Genomic DNA, 22,157 nt, shown 5'->3' on the forward strand with positions numbered 1-22,157 from the left:
CCAGAGGCTGCGGCAAAGCCGGCGGAGCTGGCACCGGCGGAGGCGCCGGCCCAGCAACCGCAACCCGTGACCACACCGCTGGAGATAGCCGCCCCGGCGATGGCAATACCACGAGCCGCAGACCCGCAGGCCTCAATTACACAGGTACAGACGGCAAGCGCGCAACCGCCGCATTTCATCGCGCAGCCGGATGCCGCAGCCTCACAGGCGCAACCGCCAGTCATGCGCCCGCAGGCCTCCGGACCGCAACTGATGGTGCCGCGGACTGTGGGCAATGTCACCTATATTTGCGGTGGCACGGGCGTCGCGGAGCAGGACCAGCTGACCGATCTCGAACAACAATACAACCTCGGCATCATATTCACGGAGGGTCCACGCGGCGACTTACTGGCGGGAGTCAATGTCCAGCTGCGGCGGCATGGCAGGGTGCTGGTGGCGTTCCAGGCCACCGGCCCGCGCTGCCTGTTCAAGGTGCCCCCCGCCGACTATCGGGTGGAGGCCACGTACAAGCAACGAACGCAATACGTGATCTTCGAAACCGGATCCTTGGGGACAGGCATGCGCTGGTAGCAATGACCTGCGGCTGGCTGACCCAGCAGCAACTGGCGGATATGGCCAAACTGTCGCGCCAGTCCCTAAACGGCATCGAGCATGGAACCGTGAACGCCACGCTCGAAACGCTGGGCCGGCTGATGGACGTCCTCGGTCTGGCGCTTGATGTGTACGATCCCGAAGCCGACCGCAGAGCCGGGGGCACGCCGACCCGCGCGCTATGGATGGCCGTGAAGGGCGCGAACGTCAGTTACACCGGCGAGCTCACGCCTGATCAGCTTGAATGGGCGCTGGCCACTGGCGAGGTGCCGGCGGAATTTCGGCCGCAAGTAGCCCAGGTCTTGGATGAGGCGCCACTGCAGCTCGTCACCAAGGTAGTGGCCGACGTGGCGGCGAAGCAGCACCGGAAACCGGCCGACATCTGGAAGAACCTCAGACGGCTCGCGCAGTCATTGACTGCGACACGCGGAGGGCTGTGGGCATGAAGATTGAACTCCGGGGTGACATCTGGGAACGCCTGTTCCCTCACGCCTTCACGCTGATGGACGAGGTCAGGACGCACGGGGGTATCGAGCCGTTCTGGACCTTCGGGGGCAGGACGGTCCTGATCGAGGCGGGCCCGCCGATCATGCGCGAGCAGTTCGCCAGAATCCAGCGGATCGGCTTTGACCGAAGCTTTGATGAGTGCGTTGCGCTGGCGCGGGATTTTCTCAATTCGCTGCGGGAAACCAATAACGCTCCGCGAAGGGCGCGGGAACGACAGCGCCCGTAGATCTCCCGAAGTGCGCGTCGTTCTTTCAGTTCTGGCACCTGGTGGGCAATATGATCCGCGTGGACCTGCCGTCGCTGCGGAAAAAGCTGTGCGCCTGGCAGGCATTGCAAACGTGGCTGCCGTAAAGCCGCGTCTGGCATAGCTCGTTCACGCTCCCACGTTACTTGGGTATCCCTTCATACATGCTGGTGACGTCATCCATCAGCTGAAGAATACGCTCGCTGGTCGTGGCGATGTTTCTCAACTGTTCCGCGCGACTGACCCCGGTCTGATTGAGCGCCTCTTCAAAGAACAGCCACTGAGAGTCGGCAAGCTGCAGTTCGCGACGGATGGCCTCTGTGTTTTGCGGTGCTGCGGTGAGGAGTTCCTGCGCGGCTGCGAATTCCCTGGTGGCCGTGTCCAGATCCTGTGCCATCTGGGGGGAAGTAATGCCCCAGGCGCGGAACATGCTGATCTTGGCGATTCTCTGCGAGAGCATCCGCTGGCGACCGGCAACGTTGATCAGCTTACCCGTCATGGTGCCGGAATGTTTCTCGAGCAGGAGGGTTCCCTGTTGCGCAAGCTTCAGCACGTCCTCGCTCATTCTTGCGATTGCTTTCGCGCTATCGAGATTCGGATCGCCAGCGGACAGCAACTGCTTGTAGGGAATCCATGACTGCTCGAGCCTGGCGTAGGTGTCCTTGATCTCCGGCGTGGGCGCTGACGCCTTCAGCTCCATGAGCTGCTTGTCAAAGAGCGCCACGGATTGTTCGAGGATCTTCTTCGAACGCTCGACTTCAACACCAAGGCCAGCCTGGCAGTAGGCCTTGGCCATGCGCTGAGACAGCATGCGCTGGCGGCCCGCCTTGTTGATCGCCGCGTTGATTGTTGGCGTTTCGGCCGAAGCAATCCCGGCCAAGGCCAGCGCCATGACGCCGCAGGCAATCAAGCAGAAGGAACAGACGTAACGTTTCAAGGGTGTCTCCGCATTAAACTTTGATTGGATCTTTGGACGCATCGATCGAGCCGACGACGTGTCGGATCAACTGATCCATCTCCTTGATGATGTCCGCAAGCACCAGCGTGATCACCGCGAACTCCCTGCCGTACTCTCCCGCCCGCGCCGCCGAGATGCGCGCATTCATTGCGACGATGTTCGCCTGCATTGAAATACCGCTGAGGCGCTCGACGAGGTCGGTGTGGCGTTTGCGCACTGCGGCCTCGCAACGGTGCATCTCCTCCTGGTAGGCCTGCGTGACGGTCTGCAGCAGTTCAAGCACCGGCGTGGCCTGCGCCACCAGTACGTCGAGGGATGGCGCTCGCCGGCCGGTGTCGGCCAGTGGTGCGTCTATCGCTGTTCTGACCAGGGCGATGAATTCACGGATACGCGCGTCAGCGCGCGGACTGCCAAAATACAGCTGCTGCAAAGCGCCGGAGAATGCGCCGGGCAAACGCGCATTGCCCGTTACGAGATCCGAATGCGCCGACTCGAACATTGACAGGCACTTGCGCGCGATATCGAGCGCGCCAGTGTCCCCCCGCGAAGCGAGCAATATCTGGAGGACGATCCGTTGCGACAGCATGCGCTGCCTTCCGGAAAGGTTGATCAATCCGCCGATGGTTTCGGCGGACACTTCGGCCTCGGGTGACTGAGTAGAGAAAGCGTTCATGCCATGCCTTGCAGGTAGTGTCGACGCAGACGCGCACCGCGCTGACCGGCAAAGAAAAAGCGCCCCGAAGCGAGATGCCTGCAAACCGGTTGTCCGGTTCGTGATCATTTCGCTTCGGGGCGCCGTTGCCCGGGATGCTCCTTTTCGGAGCGTGTCATCGCGACTTGCCAGATTGTTTCAAGGCCGCCGTTGGCCTGTGTGTCGCCTACGCAATATCTATGCCATAGCCTACGGGGGGTTGCATCAGGCTGCGGGCGCAGGAAAGTGGCACGGCGGGGCCGACCCACGCACCGATCCCGTGCCAGATGCCTCATCACGACGCGTGCGTTGGGGCATGGCCAGCTGATCACGGGTAACTCTCGGCTTGACTGGAAGTACTTTGCCTGCCGCATCGACCCCATGGACGGCAAGCACGTCTTTGGTCAGCCCGATACCCACGATAACAATGGACATGGGGCTTCCCCTCCTGTGGTCTTGATGGCATTTCGACATGCCATCATGGCACCTCGATGCCGACTCGCGGCTTCCGCCGCAGCCTCGGGACGGGGAAGTCCCTTCCATTCGATTACCCCTGCCGTCAGCGAGGGGGCGGCATGCCACAGTCAATCGCCAATTACGGACCAGCAGGTCCGGCTGTATATGAGCAAGCGCAAACATCACACGCAGGAAGTCGCCGCGGCCAGGGCCGGCATGGCACCACGCCCGTCCCAGACCTGCCCGTGCGCGTTGCGGTAGCGCACCGCCCCAGGCGACCGGGTCGGCGGGGTCTCAGTAAAGCAGCCGGTGGCCTGCAGGTCGACCAGGGTCAGGCCGTACTGGGCCATCTGGATGCGGATCCAGGTAATCGCTTGTGCGCGCTCGATTTCGATCGACGTGGTGTAGGTGAACCGATTTGGGGGCTGCGCCGGATCCGGCGTTGTGCCGTCGTCTGGGAGCATGGGACTTCAAGGTTGTCTGGAGGTGGCCGTTGTGGGAATTCGCGCCGGCGGGAACTCGCGGCCCGCCCTTTCGCTTAAATTTTAATCAAATCCGCAGAGGCTGCCGGCCACCTGCCCCTGCGCGGCTTGTCCACAGGCGTGTCCCTGCGTGCGGTGGATCGGCCTCGGCTACTGCGGCGCGCGCCAAGTCGAGGGATGGCCGGGATTAGTCATATATAAGTAGCTTTACATATTCGAGAATGCCGACCATCCCTCTATCCGGGCAGCGCGGAAACTGGCGTTGGGTCAAGGAAATGCCAAGTGGCAGGGAGCAATTCGAGGGATTCAAACGCTCCCCCATTATTGGGGGATCAAAGAACGCAGATCGGCCGTACACTGCTTCTAACGTGTGCACTGCACCATGAGGCCGCTATGAGCATCTCCCTGCTGGGCTTCCTCGTCTTCGAGGCGCTCTGGTTCTTCCCATTCCGGAAGGTTTTCCGCACGGCTCGCTTCGAGTCGGGCTTCGAGTATCTAGCCCTGATACCTATTTTTGGGCCTCTGGCCTGCGTCTGGATTCTCGCATTCAGGCCTTGGCCACTAAAATCGAGACTGGTGCGCACGCTGGCCCCCTAGATCAATAGAGCCACCCGAAGGTGGCCGCTTTCTGGCGAATCGGTTCTACTGCGGTCGCTTTATCTGTGGAAGCGACTCTTGGAATCCGTGGAGCAAACAGCCAACGAGCGCCGGACCGTAATTGCTATCCGGACTATCTGGGATCTTCCATTCGAAGAAACCATCCTCGGAAAAGGTTGCGTTCCCCTGATCCTCGATCAGGATCACATGGAACGGAATCAGCCGCATCATCTCATCTGTGCCTAGAACGAAGCGCGAGAATTGGTACCGCCCCACGAGGTGTCCATCCCATTTCGCAAAGCCGAACTGAGCATAAACGCGACCGAAGCTAGTATTGAGTTCGAAACTCTCTCTCTCATCACCCGGTAACGCTGGGCCTTCCACCGCGGAGCGGGCCAAGAATCCCTCTTGGGCGAGACATTCGCCCACGAACCTCATGAACCGCCTCGCCTGCGCGCGAAGCATCTCGGCGCGCATGGCATTTTTCCTGGCGGCGTCGCCCTGCTCTTTTGTGGCGTCCATGTCAGCTGCATGATGGTGAAGTGACGCCCAGTCTCCGATGTGCTGGCAGTGTCTGCAATAGCCCTTCATGGGGGAATGTAGATCCGCGGATCGAGGCGGCGTGGCGAACCAATATGTATGAGAATCCGACAAGAGCAACCTCGGCCCACCGCAGGGCTGCTCGCCCGCGCGCGCTGCTTCCACGGCGGCATTTAGCGCAAGGATGTCGGTCTGGAAGGCAATGCCTTCGATCACGCCGGTGATCTCGCCAATCTGGCTGGAGGCGAGCCGGATGTCACCCATCGTATCTACCACGCGCCGCACAGCCTGCCCGCCGCGTGCAGCGAGGTCGGAGGCCTGCGCGGCCGCGTGCGCCTGGCGCTCTGCGTCCAGCTCCCCCTGTAGCGCCGCGCTGCCCCGCTGTCTATCTGGGCCGGTGGACGGGGGGCAGTTGCCCTTGCCCCAGCATGGGGCTTATCGATGGTTGGCGTCGGAGGCGGTGCTGGCGGATGCGGGCGTGCACGCCTATACGAAGGCGTACTTCGCATCAGGCGGGCCATGTCCGGTATCGAGGCCCTGCCCACGAGTCGAGCAGAGCGCGAGCGTAACGTGACGTTTTCGGCGCATGCCAGCCCGGCTCCACGCCGTGAGCACGGGACTAGCGTACATGCTGCTTGTCGGGTTCGCTGACCTCGATTAGCCTGCTATCGATGTCCATTCTTCGCTGCGCTGCGATACCAGTTTCATGCCAAAACGTTCGACCACCCAATATGGCAAGGCGCTGCAGCGCCTGCGCCAAGTCTTTTCCCCGTTGAACCTGGGGGCGGCAGCGTGGCTGATTGCAACATGGGTGTTCGCGGTGTTTCAGCTCGTGAGCGAACGGGACCGCTTGCTGCACGACGCCGCGGAGCGTACCCAGGCGGAAGCTCAGGCGTTCGGCGCGTACTCGCAATCCAGCATCCTGCGGCTGTCCGAGTTCCTCCTCGACCTGCGGGCCAGTTGGCTGGTTGGCCAGACGGGGTTCATCGACATGGTGCGTGAGCGGGAGAACCTGGTGGTAGACCTGTCGTTCCAGGTGGCAGTGATCGACAAGCATGGCCTGCTCGTCTACTCGTCCATCGCCCCGCCCGCGCCCGGCGAGAAGGTCGACCTGAGCGGGCGCGAGCATTTCCGGATCCATCGGAACGCGGGCGGGCGCGACATGCTGTTCATCAGCGACCCGGTGAAGGGCAAGGTCTCGCACAAATGGTCGATCCAGTTCACGCGCCCCATCCTGCGCGCGGGCAGCTTCGACGGGGTCATCGTGGTCTCGGTCAGTCCGGAGCAGTTCGCCAGCTTTGCGCAGACGTTCACTAACCGTGATGGCGAAGTGGCGTCGGTCATCAAGACTTCAGGCCAGGTCATTGCGCGCGTGCCGGCCCTGGAGGGCACGCTGGCAAGGGCGGTCAGCAACAGGCCGTACCTCGCCAGCGAGTCGCCCCAGTCTGGTAGTTATCGGGCGGTGTCGGGCTCCGAAGGCGTGGAGCGGGTCTTCGGCTATCACCGTATGCCGGAGTTCGGGCTCAATTTCGTGGTGGGCGAGTCGGTCGGGCTGGTGCTGGCGCCCTACGAGGTCTATCGCCGCGTTGCCTTGGCCGGTGCCATGGCTTCCACGCTGCTGCTTGGCCTGTTGTACTACAGCTTGCGCCGCACCATGGCGGAGCGACGGCGCCATATGGAGGAGATGCGGCTGGCTTCGCTGGTCTATTCGTCCAGCAGCGAGGCCATGGTGGTGACGTCGCTCGATGGCACCATCATCGACGTGAATCCGGCCTTTGCCGCCGCCACCGGCTATACAGCCGAGGAGATCAAGGGCCGCTCGGGCTATAGCATCAGCGGGGCAGGCAATGCGGCAGGGCTGGTCGAACGCCTGCGGGCTACCGTGGGAGCCAAGGGCAGATGGAGCGGCGAATTCTCGATCCGCCGCAAGGACGGCAGCGAGTTTCCCGCCTACCTGACGGTGGATACCTACCTGGCCCACGCGTATGGCGAGCGCCGCCGCGTCGCGCTGATCCATGACATGACCGAGAAGCGCCAGGCGGAGGAAGTCATCCGGCACCAGGCGAATTTCGACGCGCTCACGGATCTGCCCAACCGCCGCCTGTTTTTCGACCGGCTGGAGCGGGAGATCGAGCGTTCGCGCGGCACACAGGATGTGCTGGCGCTGCTGTTCATCGACCTGGATCGCTTCAAGGAGGTGAACGATACCCTCGGCCACGACCAGGGCGACCTGTTGCTGCTGGAGGCGGCGCGGCGCATTGCGGCATCGGTGCGCGCGTCGGATACCGTGTCGCGGCTGGCGGGCGACGAGTTCACCGTGATCCTGCCCGCGGTGGGCGATGCCGGCGTTGCCGAGGGCATTGCCCAGGCGATCCTGCAGCGGATTTCCGCGCCTTACCGCCTGGCCGGCGAGCTGGTGGTGGTATCGGCCAGCATCGGCGTGGCCACCTACCCCAAGGACGCCAACAACGCCGAGGCCCTGCTGGTGTGCGCCGACCAGGCGATGTTTGCCGCCAAGCAGGAGGGCCGCAATCGCTGGAAGGTCTTCACCCAGGCGCTGCTGCAGGCGGAAAAGGAGCGCCTGCGCATCACGCAGGATCTGCGCACGGCGCTGGCGTCCGGGCAGTTCGCGCTGCACTACCAGCCCATTGTCAATCTGCGCACGGGCAAGGTCTGCAAGGCCGAAGCCCTGATTCGCTGGAACCATCCGGTACGCGGGCCGATCCACCCGGCCGATTTCATTGCCGTTGCAGAGGAATCCGGCCTCATCATCGACATCGGCCGCTGGGTGCTGACGGAAGCCCTGGACCAGCTTGTGCGCTGGCAGGTGCTGCTGGGCAAGGGCCTCCAGATCTCGGTCAACAAATCACCCATGGAGTTTTGCGCGCCTGCGAGCGGGCCCGAGTCCTGGTCCAGCATGATCGAGCGCAGGAACGTGCCGGTGGGCAGCCTCGTCATCGAGATCACGGAAGGCTCGCTGATGGAGCAGAACGCCGACGTCATGGATCAACTCTCCCGCTTCCAGGCGGCGGGCATCGAGATCGCGCTCGACGACTTCGGCACCGGCTACTCGTCCTTGTCGTACCTGCGGCGCCTGGACATTGACTACATCAAGATCGACCAGTCCTTCATCCGCTCGCTGACGCGGGGCCCGGACGACGTGGCCTTGTGCCGCGCCATCATCAGCATGGCGCATGCACTGCGCATCCGCGTGATTGCCGAGGGCATCGAGACCGAGTCGCAGCGCGACATCCTGCTGGCTGCCGGCTGCGACTACGGGCAAGGCCACTTCTTCTGTCCGCCGGTGGAGGCCAGCGCGTTCGAGGCCTTCGTGAGCGCCTTGACTTAACAGGCTGCTGAACTTCGTCCCGCGCAACGGCGGCTTTTCCCGCTCGCGCGGCGACGACTCTGTTTTTTCCACATCCTGAAACGTAGGCGTAGCTTCGTCGGCTTTTCGACTGCCTGACGCCTGTTTCCCGCGCGCTTTTGTCCCTTTATCAATCGGATCGGGCACTGCAGAGCGTCGCCCATTGGTGTTTTGCGCCACGTGCGGCATGACCCTCATCCTCAGGCACGCTTCGACGAACTCCGCTGCGTCATAGCCCTTGTCTGCACCGAGCGTGAGCACCGTGCCTGGATCCTCAACGGCCTGCCGAGCATCGTTGATCATGACCTTGGCGGCCTCGCGTTCTGCGCAACCGTCCGCGACAGTCATCATGGCGCTGGCCACCAGGCCATGACGGTTATCGCTCAGGGTGTGTCCCATGTAGCGCAGTGCACTGGCTGTATTGCCTTTGCGGAACAGCCGAGCATCGGGAAATAGCCGGGAGGCCCCTATTGCTCCAGGTATCGCAGCGCATCCAACGCCGCCATGCATCCAGAGCCGGCGCTTGTAATTGCCTGCCGATAAATTTGGTCTTGCACATCGCCGGCAGCGAAAACTCCAGGCACGCTAGTCATGGTTGCGAACCCGTCGACACCGGTGGAGATATATCCATCCTGCATGCCAACTTGTCCAGCAAAGATTCCCGTGTTCGGTTGGTGCCCAATCTGGGGTAATCGTCCTTTATGCGTCGACGTGGATCAACACGAGCGATCCACAGATGTCGTGAAACGTCCAGTGACATCATGTCGGCCGATGCCTTCTTTCCGGTGCCCCAGTAGCACCTCGCTGAAATTGGTCGAGGCGTCGACCTCCAGCAATAGGTCCGGAAACTGGACATCGCCAATTGTCTTGAAGATCAAGTCGCGCGTGCGGCGCGGCTCATCGTCCTGCTCCACCGGCGCAATCACCGGCAGGTGAAGCATGCCATCGTCTCCAATTTCGATCTTGCCTTGAGCGCAGGCCTCGGCCACCGCAGCCACCCCAGCACGCAGGGTATCCAATAGTTGTGCGATGAAGGTATCAGCTGCGAGTGGCAGGCCCAACAGCCCGAGATACTTGGCACGGTCGCGCTCCCACTCATTGGCAGGGATGAGCATTTGGTCGCCATCACGAAAGCGGATCGAGTGATCAATCCATACGCTGCCCCGGCGCAGGCCATTTCGTAGCGACATCTTGGTACAGGCGGCGAAGGCCTGATAGCCACGCTTTGGATCAGGGTCATGGACGAGGCCATGCCATGCCATGCCGTGCCAACGCCGCCAGTCTCCGTAAAGTCTTCTGGCAGGGCATTGAGCTTCCTCGTCTGCAGATCGCGCCACGCCTTGAGGTTCGCAAAGCCAGAATCATCCTCCCTGCCTCCGAATTCCAGGCCATCCAGGCCCGACAGGAGAGCGTGAATCCGCTGATGGTCACCGGTCAGCGCCGCGCGCACATGTGACGCAAAGCTCGATTGCGTCGCATCGGTGACGTCGGCCAGATGCTTCAGCGCTTCATCCACCCGCTGCTTGGTGGACTTGCTCTTGTCTTGCAGAACGGCCTCGGCCTTGAGCGCCTGCTGCCGGTCTTCCATGGCAGAGCGGGTGTGCGTCGACTGCGCCGTGCTGGCCGCGCGTCGGAACAAATCCTGGCTGCGTCGGCTGGTCTGGTGTATTGCGATATCGGTGAGTTCCAGCAAACTCATCCGTAGAAAGCACACCAGTTCAAGTCCCTCGGTGCTCTCCTTAAGTGTTTTGGTCTTGGCTGGTCGCCTTGCTTGCACCTTCTGCGCATAGGCACGCAGTTTGGGCAAGGCGATGTCATCCAGGTTCCACTCATGCACAGCAAGGGACTTTAGGTACCGGATCTTGCCAGCGTTTCAACGAGGTTCTTGGGGCCGCTGCGCTTGGAAGGCGCCTTGATCCACTCGAGGTGCGTTGTAGAGCCGTCAGCCCGTGGACTGCGGACGGATTCCATGCAGTGCCGCAGCGTAGCCACTGGCACTGCCCGGTTGACCGCTGCGAGCATTTGCGCCTCGTAGGCGGAAAATGCCTGGCGTGCCAAATCGGTGATCTGGCGCTGGCCGGGAATGAGGCGGCAACGCTCGTAGAGCCATCGCTGGGCGGTGGCGACAAGTTCATCCATGTGTGCCGCTGCGGCAGCTTGCACGTAGAGCATCTCCAGCAAAGCAGCCTGGCTGGTGACATCGAACGCCTTGATGCCAAGGTGCTCCTTGACCCATTGCTGATGCTCGTACAACGTCGGGCGTCGTTGGTACAGCGTCTTCAGGCTGGCAATCGACAGCGGCGGCGCTGAAAAAGCTTCGCATAGGTACTGAAGGAGATTGCGCGGCACGGCAGCAACCCGGTCCAACGGCCGACCGAAGGTCCGGAGACCAACGAGCTGTAGGCCTACCGCTGCGTATCTGTCGGCCCGAAACCGCTCCCGTATTGCCGCAATATCAGCATTGGTGAGCTGAAAGAACTGCCGCAGGTCAAATTCTGTCAAGCGGGCAGGCAACTCTTCCCTACCAACGTAGCGATACGCAAATGCCGACATCTACACTTTTCGGGGCGTCGTTCGGGACAAAACTGTACGACAAGTGCTTGGATGGCCGCAATAAGGTCAACCGCGCGGGATGCAACCCACCCAACATCGGGGCTGACTAATAACCGTATCAATCTGCACGAAAAGGACGATTACCCCGACAAGCGAGGCCTCGCTGCGCGTTGCCAACTCGGGGATTGGCACCTGCATCATGTTTCGTGCGGCCTCGCGTATCGCGCTGGTAAGGCACTCACGTTTGCCAGCCAGGTCAAGACTCCCCTGGTCCCGGATCAAGCGGGTCGCGTTGAAACGCCAAGCGGGACGCCGTGCGGTGGCTCCGGCCTCGGGTGCCGCGCTGATGCCGACGGTGGCGTGGCACACGTGGTCCATCCGCGGAGACGCTTTGGGGCCAAAGAGCTGGCGCGAATCGCCGACCAGGAACTATCGGCTCTCATCCACGCTTTGGATAAAGCCCCAAGGCGCCGCACGGAGTCTAGGTTCCCTGCCGCGGAGCACCGTGCAATCTCCCCCACGCCATAGATCCGCAAGCCCACGCTCTACCATCATTGCATCGACATAGGCACAGGCGCGACGGATTTTCTCGGCACACGCATCATGCCGACGACGCCGTCTCAGCCAGGACGCGACCGCATGCCGCCGGCTCATAAAATCATCGGCCTGGACGATCCCGCCCGTCCCGTAATTGGCTTCGTTGACGAGACCTCTTAGCAGTCGGGGCGTGGTAGCGTGGCGGCAGGCCTGGATCGGCAGGTGAAGGCACCGCAGGCGTCGCGCAGGCTCTGCAACGATTAGACTGTAGGACGTTCCTTCGTACCAGTCGCAGCAGCGGCGATGCGTTCCTCTTCACGCGCTATCTCGAGTGTGTCGCGAAGGTTGAGGCGTAGCATCTCGATCCCGCCTACGTAACCCCCAAGGGCGCTTGTCGCACGGTTCTCGATCTCGTCTGCCGACGTCAGTCCAGCGGCAACGAGTGCGCGAATGTCTTCGCGATCGTTACCGGCGAGTCGCGCGATTTTGCTGACAGCGAGATCCACGGGGGAGAGCACGCGTACCTGTATCTGATCCAGGCCCAGGTCCACCGGAATAGAGTCTTCCTGGTAGTCCTCATGCATTAGCGCGAACGTTGGATTGTAGTTTGTGTCCAGGTAGATGACCTGAGGCGTCCCATCTTCCAAGACCACGTCCACAAGCACGTCCTGAGGTAACAGCACCCGGCCAGCGAATTCAGCGTCAACGTCCGTCGTGACTCGGCTTGCCGTATAGAGGTGCACGGCCATCCCCCCAGCCAGGTAGACCGTCAGTGGTTGTCGAAGGGAAAGGCGCTGCTCAAGCTGCTTGAACAGCTCGCGAAGGCCCTCGGCAAGTGCCGTGCGTGTGTGGAAGGATACGTTGTCGGCCATTTCAGTGAGGCCGCAACTGCATAGTCAGCATATCGCGCAGCCGAGGCAAGCCCGATACCCAGCCTTTCCGAACCACGTCAGCGCTGGACACCTTATCGGTCGGATACAGACGGAAGTATTGCTCGCTCGCATGCATCAAGCGAACTGATTCCACTGGCAAACGCGACTGCAGCACCATCGCGGCAAGACGAAAAACGTTGGCTTCTCGCTGATCGAAAGCTACCGTGATGTCACCGCGCGACGCGGCCGCGCACCGGGCCAAAACGTTGCGCTCGTCATCCCTCGATGTCATGCTTTCGCTCCCAACTTACTGTTGCTGACCATTGCTAGCCGGTAGTCCAACTTTACCGTTCCCAGTGCATCAAGGCAATCTTGACTGACTACACTTGGCAAAGCTCCTCAGCTGCACATATCGATTGTGATTCATAAAGCACATAACCTATATTATGCGCATAAGCAATGTCAGGGCTAAATAGTAATGTCGTACTTGGGCCAAATAGAAATGTCGTACCCATGAGCTAACGCGAGCATGCTGGCGCTCTATCCGCCTGGATCGGAGTCCAGCCATGCCGAAGCCCGAGATAGTGACCATGTCGATGCGTGAACTGGACCGGCTCAAGGTGATTCAGGCCGTCGTTGAGCACGGCCTGACGGTTTGGCGTGCGGCCGAGAAGCTGGGACTGCCCCGGCGCCAGGTGGAACGCCTGGTGATCCGGTATCGCGAAGACGGTCCAAGCGGACTAGGTTCGCGTAAGCGCGGCCGTGATAGCAATCGGCAACTGCCGCCAGGTCTGGAATCCCGCGTGCGCGGCCTGATCCGCGACACCTATGCCGATTTCGGTCCGACCTTGGCCTGCGAGAAGCTGCGCGAGCGCCATGGCATCGACCTGGCCACGGAGACGGTGCGGCGGATCATGATTGACGCCGGCTTCTGGGTGCCACGCTTGCAAGCACCTTTTTCGCGGCCGGTTTCACAGCGAGCGGCAAAGCGCGATCGACGAGGCGCTGTCGGAGGATGACATTGGCCCAATGGCGCCATCACGAAGCGGTAGGCCTGAGCGCCTGTTGGGACATTCGGCGCTGGCGTCCCAGCCCCCGCCCAGCGCCAGGAACAAGGTCACGGTGTCCTGCAGCCGCTGGGTCCTGGCTTGCAGGTAGCCGATATCGGCCTGGTGAAACTGCGCATCCGCCACCAGCACCTGCAAGTAGCCGGCGGTGCCGGCCTGGAAGTTGGCCTGGACCTCCTGCAAGGCCTCATGGGCGAGAGCCCGCGCATGGCGCGTGGCCTCGACCAGTTCAGCATCGTGCTCCAGGGCGCGCAACGCGTCTGCCACCTGTCCAAATGCAGCCAGCACCACCTGACGGTAGCCGGCCTGCGCCGCGTCCATCTGCGCCAGGGCGGCTTGCCGCCGGTAGTACAGTTCGCCGCCATGGAACAGCGGCGCTGTGAGGCCCGCCCCCAGGCTCCAGACTGCGCTGCCGCCGCCAAACAGCGTCCCGATCTGCAAGCTCTGGCGGCCATAGCCAGCACTCAGGGTAATGGCGGGAAACATGGCGGCGGTGGCCACGCCCACCTCGGCGCTGGCGACGTGGAGCTGCGCTTCGGCCAGCAGCACATCGGGACGGCGCCGGACCAGTACCGCCGGCAGCAGCCGGGGAATGTCCGCCGGCAAGCGCAGGTTCTCAAGCGTCACGGCAACCGGCTCGCCCTCGGCAGGGTAATGGCCAGACAGGGTCGCCTCCAGATGATCGGCCTGCTCCAGCTTTTGCCGCAGCGGCGGCAGCGTCGCCTCCAGCGCGGCAAGCTGCACCGCCAGGCTCAGTTCGCTGGCGTGTGCTGCCGTGCCGGCCTGCACCTGCGCGTGCGTGATCTCCACCTGCTCGCGCACCAGGGCCGCCAGCTCGGTGGTGGACTGGATCTGTGCCGCGTAGCCAGCCTGGGCGACCACGGCGTTGACCAGATTGCCCGTCAGCGCCAGGTAGGCGGCGCCGAGCGTCTGCCGCTGCAGGTCAACTTGTGCGGACAGCGCCTCGACCGTGCGCCGGTTCAGGCCGAACAGGTCGAGCGTATAGCTGACCGTAGCGCTCAGCGAGAACAAGTTGAAGACGGTGCCCGGGACGGCTTGGCCGAAGCGGACCGGCGATGCTGCCTGCCGCGTGGCCCCTGCCGCGGCGTCCAGCTGCGGGTAGAACACGCCGGCGCCAGCGCGCATGGCGGCCTCGCTCTGCCGCAGGTTGGCCTGCGCCGCCTGCAGTGTGGGGTTGCCCGCCAGAGCCCGGGTCATGGCGCCGTCCAGCGCGGCGCTGCCGAACATGCGCCACCAGTGCGCCGGCAACGTGGCCCCCTCCATGAAATTTTGCGAGATCCCGTCACCAGGCACCGTGCGCGCCGCGTCTGCATCGCGCGTAAAGCTAGCCGGCACCGCCGGCTCGGGGCGGACGAAGTCCGGGCCCACGGCGCAGCCAGCCAGCAAGGTGAGGATCAGCGCGAACCCGGGCAGCGCATGGCGCTTCACGACGTGCCACCCAGGTAGACATCGACCAGTTGGCCCGGATAGACAGTGACGTTCTGCGGCGGGCTGAACCTGAATAGCAGGGGCAGCACGCGCACGTCCACGCGCTCGGTACGCTGGTCGGACAGCTGGATCTTTGGCGTGACGTAAGGCTGCGTGCGCACGAACTCCAGCGGGATGCTGGTGTTCGTGCCGCGCACAAACATCCTCCCCTGCATCGCCTGTCCGGATTTCGCGCTCGGCAGGCGCTGCAGCAGGATCTCGTCGACATACACGCGCACCGCCAATGTGCCTGGCGCGCTGCCCATCACGATCACAGGGGTGTTGGCCTGCGTATAGGTGCCGTAGGTGCCTTGCGAGGACACATAGGCGCCCACTGCCGTATTGACCGACATGACCACGCCGTCCACCGGCGCGTGGACCACATACTTGCCGAGCAATGCCGTGGAGGCGGCAGCGGCCTTGCGCAACGCATCGACCTGCCTTTCCTGATTGCGGATGTCGTAGACCCAGGCGCCTGCGCGCGTCAGCTCCAGCTGGCGGCGCGCCACGTCGAGGTTGCCGCGCGCCACGCGCACCGCATTGGCGGCGTTGTCCATGGCGTCCTGGCTGACCGAGCGGGCGTTGAGCGCATAGGACCGCTGCAGCTTGTCGAGCTGGTCTTGCACCGTCTTCAGGCTGGCGGAACTCGCCTCGGCCTGCGCGCGTGCCACCTCCAGCGTTTCCTTGCGCGGCTGCGCCTTGAGCTGCGCGAGCTGGGCCTCGGCAGCCTGCACCTGCGCCTGTTGCTGCGCGGCCAGCGCGCGCTGCACGGAATCCTCGATCACCAGCAAGTCCGCGCCCCGCCCCACCTCTTGCCCCTCGCGCACCGGAATACGGATCACCGTTCCCGCGACTTCGGGATACAGGTTGATGTTGGCGCCGTTGTCCTGGTAGCTCTCGATGATGCCATTGGCGTAGATACCGTTCTTGTACGGATTGGCCGCTGGCTGGAACACCGGCGGCAGCGGCGGCCGCTGCTGAGCATAGATAATGGCCGCCACTACGCCGATCAGGGCGCCCAGCGCTGAAAGGATGAACAAGAGCTTGTTCTTCATCGCGCCTCCCCCCGCTCGATACCCTTGAGCTTGCCATCTTCCATATCCAGGATGCGGGTGGCCATGTCGAAAATACGGCCATCGTGGGTGACGATCACGATGCAGCGCTTGTCATTAAGGATATGCACCTTGACGAACTCCATGATGGCGTGGCCGGTGTCGCCATCCAGCGAGGCCGTGGGCTCGTCGAGAATCAGGATGTCGGGCTGGCTAACAATGGCACGTGCGATGGCCACGCGCTGTTGCTCGCCGCCGCTGAGCTTGATCGGCGGCAACTGGGCGCGGTTGGCCAGCCCGACGATTTCCAGGTAGCGCTTGGCTTCGTTCAGCGCATCGTTCCAGTCGCGGCCCTTGAGAATCAGCGGGATAGCCACGTTTTCCAGCGTGGTCAGGCGCCCGAACAGGTGGAAGTCCTGGAACACGAAGCCGATCCTGGCGAGACGGAAAGCCGCCAGCGCATCGTTGTCCATCTGCCAGATACTGTTGCCGTCGATCACCACCTCGCCACCGTCCGGGCGCAGGATGCCGGAGATCACGCTCAGCAGCGTGGTCTTGCCGCTGCCGGATGGGCCTACGATAAACAGGATCTCGCCGAAGTACGCCTCGAAGGTGACCTGCCTGAGCGCGTTGGTCCGGGCCTCCCCTTCGCCAAACCATTTGTCCAGCGCCTTTGCGGCAATGGCAACGCGCGGCATGCTTACCCCCGGAAGATGTCGAAGGGTTCGATGCGCAGCACCTTGCGCACGCCGATATAACCGGACACGGCCGCGATCACGATCACCATCACCAGTGCGAGGCCCAGGTTATAGAACGTGATCATGGCGGCGTAGTCGGGGATACGCAGCCGCGCCAGGCGGATCAGGATGGCGCACAGCCCAATGCCCAGGCCGTAGCCGGTCAGCGCGGTGAAAGCCGCCTGGAACACGATCATCGCCACCAGTTCGTGCCCCTTGGCGCCGATGGCCTTGAGTGCGCCGAATTTCTCCAGGTTCTCGAGGATAAAGGTGTAGAACGTCTGCCCGGAGATCGACAGCCCGACGATAAAGCTGATCACGGTCATCAGCAGGATATTGGTGCCGAGCCCGGTCTGGTATTTGTAGAAATCCGAGATGCGCTGGATGAACTGCGCCTTGGTGAGCGCGCGGTAGCCTAGCCGTTGCACTTCCCGCTGGATACGCGTGACGTCCGCCACGGACTTGGGCTCCACGAGAATGTAGGAGATCGTATAGCGCGTGGTCGGCAGGTACTGGATGGCGCGCTGGTAGGTCGTGTAGAGCGTGGGCACACCAAACAGGCCCGTGGTGGAGACCTGTGCAATCCCGACAATGACGCCGCGGTTATCGTTGATCTCGAACTCGGTGCCGACCGCCGGGTTCTCCAGCTTGTTGAATTCGGCATCCTTGACGACCAGGAAGGCGTTCTCGGCGTAGATATCCTCGATCCTGCCATTGAGCACGTCGGGCCGCCCGAACAGGCTGGCGTCATCAATGCCAACCACGGTCACTGGCTGGTAGGTGCCGCTCCTGAGACGCACCAGCGCACCGCCCGAGTAGAGCGGGACTGCAAACTTGACGCCCTCGATACTGCGCACGGCATCGAGCATGTAGTCCGGCATGCCGATGGTGTTGGCCACGGTATTGACCGCCGGGTCCATGACCCAGATGCTCGCCCCGATGTTGTACACGGTCGATGACGAGCGATTGAGCACGCCGGCAAACAGCGAGGTCATCTCGATCATCAGAAACACCGCGAATGTGATCCCGACCAGCAAGCCGGTGAACTTGGCCCGGTCGTTGACGAGCAGCTTGTAGGCGAGTTTGAGGATACCGGGCACCATGTTCTTGCTTGCTTGACCGTGTGCTGCGCAGGGGGCATCAAGGCACGCTGGTGCCGTGTACTCAGTCTAGTGTCGGGCGCTTGGTGGCCTTTGATGCAGATCAATCTCGCCTGCGGCGCGGCTGGTGACACCGGAGCTGCGTGCAATCCAGCACAATCGTTGTCGGCCTGGCCCTGATCGGCCTTGCCGTCACCGGCACGATCGGCGGGTGGGGATGGATCGGCGTGATCCCGGTCCTGACTGGGCTCATCCGCAACTGCCCCCTCTACAGCCTGCCCGGCCTCGGGCGGAAACCCCGACTGATCCGGCCGGCCTGCCGCCCGCGGCCCCTGGCGGCAGGCGTGCGCGGCCGGAAGAGGTCGCAGCGCTGATTGGACTTGCAGTCCGCGTGACTCGATGGTGCGCTTGCTGGTCGAGCAAGGCCACGCGGTCTTCATGATCTCGTGGAAGAACCCGGGTGCCGATGCGCGCGACCTGGTCTGGTCCCCCATCATGAGCGAGCGCCTGCTCGGCGAGCGGCTGCGCCCGAACGACCTGGTGTCATGGACCCGGGTTGCCACTCGCCTGCCCTTGCGCATGCAATCAGAGTGGCTGCACAAGCTGTTCCTCAACAACGACCTTGCGCAAGGACCCTATTGCGTGGATGGCCGCCCCGTCGCCCTGTTCCGGCTCATCGTGCGCCACGCAGTGCCGAGGTTTGGCTGTGTTGGCGGTATTGGCGAGCATGTCCGAGGGCGGCCCCGGAAGACACCATCTCAGCGGATCGTCACACGCTGCTGCGGCGAGGCTTCCTTCTTGGGCAGTACCACCCGCAGGACACCGTTCTCGTAGCTGGCATCCACCTTGCTTTCGTCCACGGAACTGTCCAGGGTAAAGGCGCGTTGCATCGAGCCACTGTAGCGCTCACGCCGGATCACCCGTTCGCCTTCCTTCTGCTCGGAAGACTTTTCCACCTTGGCCGAGATCATCACCGTGCCGCGATCGACGGATACTTCGATATCTTCCTTCCTGGCGCCGGGAATCTCGGCGACGACGTTGTAGGCCTTGTCAGACTCGGTCACATCGACCTTGAACGCGAATCCTCCTTCATAGTTGCCGCGAAACGCGCGCAACATGCCCTGCAGCATGTCCCCAACCGGTTCGATCGACAGCGGATCGTGAATCCTGAGATTGCTCATTGTCGCCTCCTTGCAGTGAAGGGCCCGCATGGCGAGCGGACCTCCACTTCATGGTGGCACAGCGCGCCTGCCGTATCTTGTTCCAGATCAAGCGCGGCGTTGCCCGGCAACGAGAGATCCTGGGGGGCCAGGGCTGGCCTGCAGCGCCAGGTAGTGGAGGCTTTGGAAATCCCGGTCCATTGATACCGCTGCTGCCAGATCGGCAACATCCTTGTCCTGCATCAAGACCGATGTACCCAAGCTGAACAATGCTGGCATATGGCCTGACGCACAGCCCGTCCCGCAGCCGGATACGGATCTGGCGCCACCTTCCACCCCGGCAACCCCAACCACAATGAGCATTCGTAACCTGGAACATCTGTTTCATCCGCGCTCGGTCGCGGTGATCGGGGCGTCCACACGACCACACAGCGTAGGGGCCACCGTGCTTGCCAACCTCTGTGCCAGCGGCTTCGCCGGCCCGGTGTATGCGGTGAACCCAAAGTACCGCGCGCTGGAAGGCCGGCCTTGCTATCGCTGCGTCGCCGCGCTGCCAGATACGCCCGAACTGGCAGTGATCTGCACGCCGCCCCACACGGTGCCGGGCCTGATCGCCGAACTGGGCGAACGCGGCACCCTGGCCGCCGTGGTTCTTACCGCGGGCATGGCGCGAGCGGACGGCGCGGGCGGACAAACCCAGCAGGATGCAATGCTCGGCGCCGCCAGGCCGCATCTGCTGCGCATCCTTGGCCCCAACTGCGTGGGGCTGCTCGTGCCGGGCCTGGGGTTGAACGCCAGCTTTGCGCACGCGCCGCCCCTGCCCGGCAAGCTGGCCTTCGTCTCGCAGTCCGGCGCGCTGACCACGGCGGTGCTGGACTGGGCAAGATCGCGCCAGATCGGCTTTTCTCACTTTGTCTCGCTCGGGGACAGCGCCGACGTCGACGTGGCGGACGTGCTCGACTATCTCGGCAGCGACCCGGGCACCCAGGCGATTCTGCTGTATGTGGAAGCGCTCAGGTCCGGGCGCAAGTTCATGTCCGCAGCGCGCGCGGCTGCCCGCAACAAGCCAGTGCTGATCATCAAGGCCGGCCGGGTGCCAGAAGGCGCGAAAGCAGCAACCTCGCATACCGGAGCCCTGGCTGGCGCCGACGATATCTACGACGCGGCGATCCGCCGGGCCGGCATGTTGCGTGTGGACAGCACCGAGGACATGTTCGACGCAGTGGAAACGCTCGCTCGCGCGCGCCCGCTCGCCGGCGATCGCCTGGCGATCATGACCAACGGTGGCGGCGCTGGCGTGATGGCCACCGATGCCTTGATGCTTGGCGGTGGCCGGATGGCCACCCTGGGAGACGACACGCTGAAGTTGCTGGACGCGGCCTTGCCACCAACCTGGTCGCACGGGAACCCCGTCGACATCGTTGGGGACGCTCCCGTCGAACGTTACGTCGACACCTTGAAGCGACTTGCGGCGGACCCCGGCAGCGATGCAATCCTGATGATCCACGCTCCCACGGCGATCGTGCCAAGCAGCGACATCGCCATTGCCCTCACCTGCGCCCTCACCAGCGCCAGCACGCCAACTGCGCCGGCCACACCGTCGACGGTATCGCACCCCGTCTTCACAAGCTGGCTCGGCGGCGACTCGGTGACCCGCGCCCGCCAGATCTGCCGGCACGCCGGCCTTCCCACCTACGACACACCGGAACAGGCCGTGCGCGGCTTCTTGCAGGCCGTGGCCTACCGCCGCAACCAGGAACTGCTGATGGAAACGCCGGCATCGGTTCCGCCAGGTCCCGATCCCGACAGCGAACGGGCGCGACAGTGCATCCGCGACGCGCTCGCCACTGGCCGGTCGATGCTGACCGAACCCGAAGCCCGCACGGTCCTGACCGCCTACGGCATCCCTGTGGTGGAAACCCGGACCGCTGCCGATATCGATGCCGCCGTCGCCGCCGCCGAAGGCATCGGCTTTCCGGTTGTCGCCAAGATCCTGTCGCGGGACATCACGCACAAGTCCGATGTCGGTGGCGTGGCGCTGGACCTGCAGTCTGCCGGCCAGGTACGGCAGGCCCTGGAGCGCATGGAAGCCCGCATTCGCAGCGAACGGCCCGGGGCGCGCCTGGATGGCTTCACGGTACAGCGCATGATCCGCCGGCAGGGTGCTTTCGAATTGATCCTGGGCGCCACCACCGATCCGGTGTTCGGCCCTGTGGTGCTGTTTGGACACGGCGGCACCGCCGCCGAGCGCATCGCCGACCGTGCCATTGCCCTGCCGCCGCTGAATGTCAACCTGGCAAGGGATCTTGTCGGCCGCACGCGCGTTGCGAAGCTGCTTGCGGGCTATCGGGACCAGCCGCCGATCCGCCATGACGCCCTGTACCAGGTCCTGATCCAGCTGTCACAACTGCTATGCGACCTGCCGGAAATCACCGAACTCGATATCAATCCGCTGCTGGCCGACGGCGCTGGCGTACTGGCCCTGGATACGCGTATCGGCGTGGCCACAGCCACGCAGCCTGGCGCCGCCCGCCTTGCCATCCGGCCTTATCCCAAGGAACTGGAGGAGACTGTGACGTGGCACGGCGCACCGTTGCAATTGCGCCCCGTGCATCCCGAAGACGAGCCCGCCTACCAGGCCTTCTTTGCCGCTATGGCGCCGGAGGACATCCGCATGCGTTTCTTCTGCATGATCCGCCAACCGCCGCACAGCCAGCTCGCACGAATGACCCAGATCGACTACGCCCGCGAGATGGCATTCGTCGCCGTCGGAGCGGCAACCGGCGGGCAGCCGGCCATCCTGGGCGAAGTGCGGGCCGTGGCCGACCCCGACAACCAGCGCGCTGAGTTCGCCGTGGCGGTGCGCTCCGATTGCAAGCGCCAGGGCATCGGCAGCCTGCTGCTGGGCAAGATGGTGGCCTACTGCCGCACACGCGGCACGCGGGAGCTGGTCGGGACCACGCTGGCAACCAACAGGGCGATGCTCAGGCTCGCCGAAAGCTGCGGTATCCACGTGCTGCGCACTGGCCAGCCTGCCAGCGACGGCGTGGAACTCCGTCTCTTGCTGACGGGGTCGAACTCAGGCAATGGGCCATGACATTGCACTGGCCGCCCGCCTTTGCCTAAAACACTACCTCCCAGAACGCCCACCCCTACTC

At 63.4% G+C, this 22,157-nt stretch carries 18 protein-coding genes and 6 pseudogenes; 9 read left to right on the forward strand and 15 right to left on the reverse strand.

The features are described from left to right. The first annotated feature begins 66 nt into the window (after window positions 1-66). The 3 genes from AC1RWI_RS21510 to AC1RWI_RS21520 are packed head-to-tail and all read left to right on the forward strand — an operon-like array spanning window position 67 to window position 1,324. Window positions 67-570 carry a hypothetical protein gene (locus AC1RWI_RS21510; protein ID WP_144409808.1) on the forward strand — a complete coding sequence of 168 codons (504 nt, stop codon included), beginning with the start codon at window positions 67-69 and terminating at the stop codon, window positions 568-570. Between the two features lie 2 nt (window positions 571-572). Beyond that, on the forward strand, window positions 573-1,037 hold the full coding sequence (locus tag AC1RWI_RS21515; protein WP_492868624.1) for a helix-turn-helix transcriptional regulator: 465 nt from the start codon (window positions 573-575) through the stop codon (window positions 1,035-1,037). Then, a complete protein-coding gene (locus AC1RWI_RS21520; protein ID WP_043346151.1) occupies window positions 1,034-1,324 on the forward strand; it encodes a hypothetical protein in 291 nt (96 codons plus the stop codon). Before AC1RWI_RS21515 ends, AC1RWI_RS21520 begins: the two co-directional genes overlap by 4 nt. A gap of 160 nt (window positions 1,325-1,484) precedes the next feature. Here AC1RWI_RS21520 and AC1RWI_RS21525 read toward each other — a convergent pair whose 3' ends face one another. From AC1RWI_RS21525 to AC1RWI_RS21540, 4 genes and pseudogenes are all read right to left on the reverse strand, one after another. Then, complete coding sequence (locus AC1RWI_RS21525; protein ID WP_492868626.1) at window positions 1,485-2,279, reverse strand: type IV pili methyl-accepting chemotaxis transducer N-terminal domain-containing protein; 795 nt, start codon at window positions 2,277-2,279, stop codon at window positions 1,485-1,487. A gap of 13 nt (window positions 2,280-2,292) precedes the next feature. Next, a complete protein-coding gene (locus AC1RWI_RS21530; protein ID WP_492868628.1) occupies window positions 2,293-2,973 on the reverse strand; it encodes a methyl-accepting chemotaxis protein in 681 nt (226 codons plus the stop codon). A 339-nt stretch (window positions 2,974-3,312) separates the two neighbouring features. After that, window positions 3,313-3,426, reverse strand: a pseudogene (locus tag AC1RWI_RS21535) (IS110 family transposase); the annotation flags it as partial. Window positions 3,427-3,629: 203 nt separating this feature from the next. Continuing rightward, window positions 3,630-3,911, reverse strand: a complete 282-nt coding sequence (locus AC1RWI_RS21540; protein WP_492868630.1) for a hypothetical protein — start codon at window positions 3,909-3,911, stop codon at window positions 3,630-3,632. 411 nt (window positions 3,912-4,322) lie between these two features. On the opposite strand from AC1RWI_RS21540, the gene AC1RWI_RS21545 reads away from it, so the two are divergent. After that, window positions 4,323-4,526 (forward strand): hypothetical protein, encoded by a 204-nt coding sequence (locus tag AC1RWI_RS21545; protein ID WP_043346144.1) that lies wholly within the window; start codon window positions 4,323-4,325, stop codon window positions 4,524-4,526. A gap of 45 nt (window positions 4,527-4,571) precedes the next feature. Here the strand turns inward: AC1RWI_RS21545 and AC1RWI_RS21550 are convergent, their stop codons facing one another. Beyond that, complete coding sequence (locus AC1RWI_RS21550; protein ID WP_492868641.1) at window positions 4,572-5,420, reverse strand: methyl-accepting chemotaxis protein; 849 nt, start codon at window positions 5,418-5,420, stop codon at window positions 4,572-4,574. A gap of 352 nt (window positions 5,421-5,772) precedes the next feature. Here AC1RWI_RS21550 and AC1RWI_RS21555 point away from each other — a divergent pair, with 352 nt between their 5' ends. Further along, window positions 5,773-8,415, forward strand: coding sequence for a bifunctional diguanylate cyclase/phosphodiesterase (locus tag AC1RWI_RS21555; protein WP_043346142.1), 2,643 nt, complete (start codon window positions 5,773-5,775; stop codon window positions 8,413-8,415). A gap of 150 nt (window positions 8,416-8,565) precedes the next feature. Here AC1RWI_RS21555 and AC1RWI_RS21560 read toward each other — a convergent pair. The 5 genes and pseudogenes from AC1RWI_RS21560 to AC1RWI_RS21580 all read right to left on the reverse strand — a co-directional run. Then, window positions 8,566-8,895 (reverse strand): annotated as a pseudogene (locus tag AC1RWI_RS21560) (IS5/IS1182 family transposase); the annotation flags it as partial. Between the two features lie 5 nt (window positions 8,896-8,900). Continuing rightward, window positions 8,901-9,134: pseudogene (locus AC1RWI_RS21565) on the reverse strand (thioredoxin-disulfide reductase); the annotation flags it as partial. Between the two features lie 2 nt (window positions 9,135-9,136). After that, window positions 9,137-10,986: pseudogene (locus tag AC1RWI_RS21570) on the reverse strand (DUF4158 domain-containing protein); the annotation flags it as partial. Window positions 10,987-11,783: 797 nt separating this feature from the next. Further along, window positions 11,784-12,395, reverse strand: coding sequence for a DUF6036 family nucleotidyltransferase (locus tag AC1RWI_RS21575; protein ID WP_492868632.1), 612 nt, complete (start codon window positions 12,393-12,395; stop codon window positions 11,784-11,786). A gap of 1 nt (window position 12,396) precedes the next feature. Next, complete coding sequence (locus AC1RWI_RS21580; RefSeq protein ID WP_150984839.1) at window positions 12,397-12,687, reverse strand: hypothetical protein; 291 nt, start codon at window positions 12,685-12,687, stop codon at window positions 12,397-12,399. A gap of 274 nt (window positions 12,688-12,961) precedes the next feature. Here AC1RWI_RS21580 and AC1RWI_RS21585 point away from each other — a divergent pair. Further along, window positions 12,962-13,378: pseudogene (locus AC1RWI_RS21585) on the forward strand (helix-turn-helix domain-containing protein); the annotation flags it as partial. Here the strand turns inward: AC1RWI_RS21585 and AC1RWI_RS21590 are convergent. The 4 genes from AC1RWI_RS21590 to AC1RWI_RS21605 are packed head-to-tail and all read right to left on the reverse strand — an operon-like array spanning window position 13,367 to window position 17,839. After that, window positions 13,367-14,911, reverse strand: a complete 1,545-nt coding sequence (locus AC1RWI_RS21590; protein ID WP_492868634.1) for an efflux transporter outer membrane subunit — start codon at window positions 14,909-14,911, stop codon at window positions 13,367-13,369. The pseudogene AC1RWI_RS21585 and the gene AC1RWI_RS21590 sit on opposite strands and share 12 nt — an antisense overlap. After that, on the reverse strand, window positions 14,908-16,005 hold the full coding sequence (locus tag AC1RWI_RS21595; protein ID WP_492868636.1) for an HlyD family secretion protein: 1,098 nt from the start codon (window positions 16,003-16,005) through the stop codon (window positions 14,908-14,910). Before AC1RWI_RS21595 ends, AC1RWI_RS21590 begins: the two co-directional genes overlap by 4 nt. Further along, window positions 16,002-16,700 (reverse strand): ABC transporter ATP-binding protein, encoded by a 699-nt coding sequence (locus AC1RWI_RS21600; protein ID WP_043346133.1) that lies wholly within the window; start codon window positions 16,698-16,700, stop codon window positions 16,002-16,004. The genes AC1RWI_RS21595 and AC1RWI_RS21600 overlap by 4 nt, the downstream gene beginning before the upstream one ends. Before the next feature lie 2 nt (window positions 16,701-16,702). After that, window positions 16,703-17,839 carry an ABC transporter permease gene (locus AC1RWI_RS21605; protein ID WP_043351787.1) on the reverse strand — a complete coding sequence of 379 codons (1,137 nt, stop codon included), beginning with the start codon at window positions 17,837-17,839 and terminating at the stop codon, window positions 16,703-16,705. A 143-nt stretch (window positions 17,840-17,982) separates the two neighbouring features. On the opposite strand from AC1RWI_RS21605, the gene AC1RWI_RS21610 reads away from it, so the two are divergent. Together AC1RWI_RS21610 and AC1RWI_RS21615 are read left to right on the forward strand one after the other, a co-directional pair. Next, entirely contained in the window at window positions 17,983-18,213 is a 231-nt protein-coding gene (locus AC1RWI_RS21610) for a YgaP-like transmembrane domain (protein WP_043346131.1), read from the forward strand. A 91-nt stretch (window positions 18,214-18,304) separates the two neighbouring features. Beyond that, a pseudogene (locus AC1RWI_RS21615) lies at window positions 18,305-18,571 on the forward strand (poly-beta-hydroxybutyrate polymerase); the annotation flags it as partial. 26 nt (window positions 18,572-18,597) lie between these two features. Here the strand turns inward: AC1RWI_RS21615 and AC1RWI_RS21620 are convergent. Then, window positions 18,598-19,020: an Hsp20/alpha crystallin family protein gene (locus AC1RWI_RS21620; RefSeq protein WP_043346129.1), complete on the reverse strand. Its 423-nt coding sequence runs from the start codon at window positions 19,018-19,020 to the stop codon at window positions 18,598-18,600. A 334-nt stretch (window positions 19,021-19,354) separates the two neighbouring features. Here AC1RWI_RS21620 and AC1RWI_RS21625 point away from each other — a divergent pair, with 334 nt between their 5' ends. Next, on the forward strand, window positions 19,355-22,096 hold the full coding sequence (locus tag AC1RWI_RS21625; protein ID WP_492868638.1) for a bifunctional acetate--CoA ligase family protein/GNAT family N-acetyltransferase: 2,742 nt from the start codon (window positions 19,355-19,357) through the stop codon (window positions 22,094-22,096). The last annotated feature ends 61 nt before the right edge of the window (window positions 22,097-22,157 follow it).

It is taken from the genome of Cupriavidus sp. MPR-AND1C (assembly GCF_058809705.1).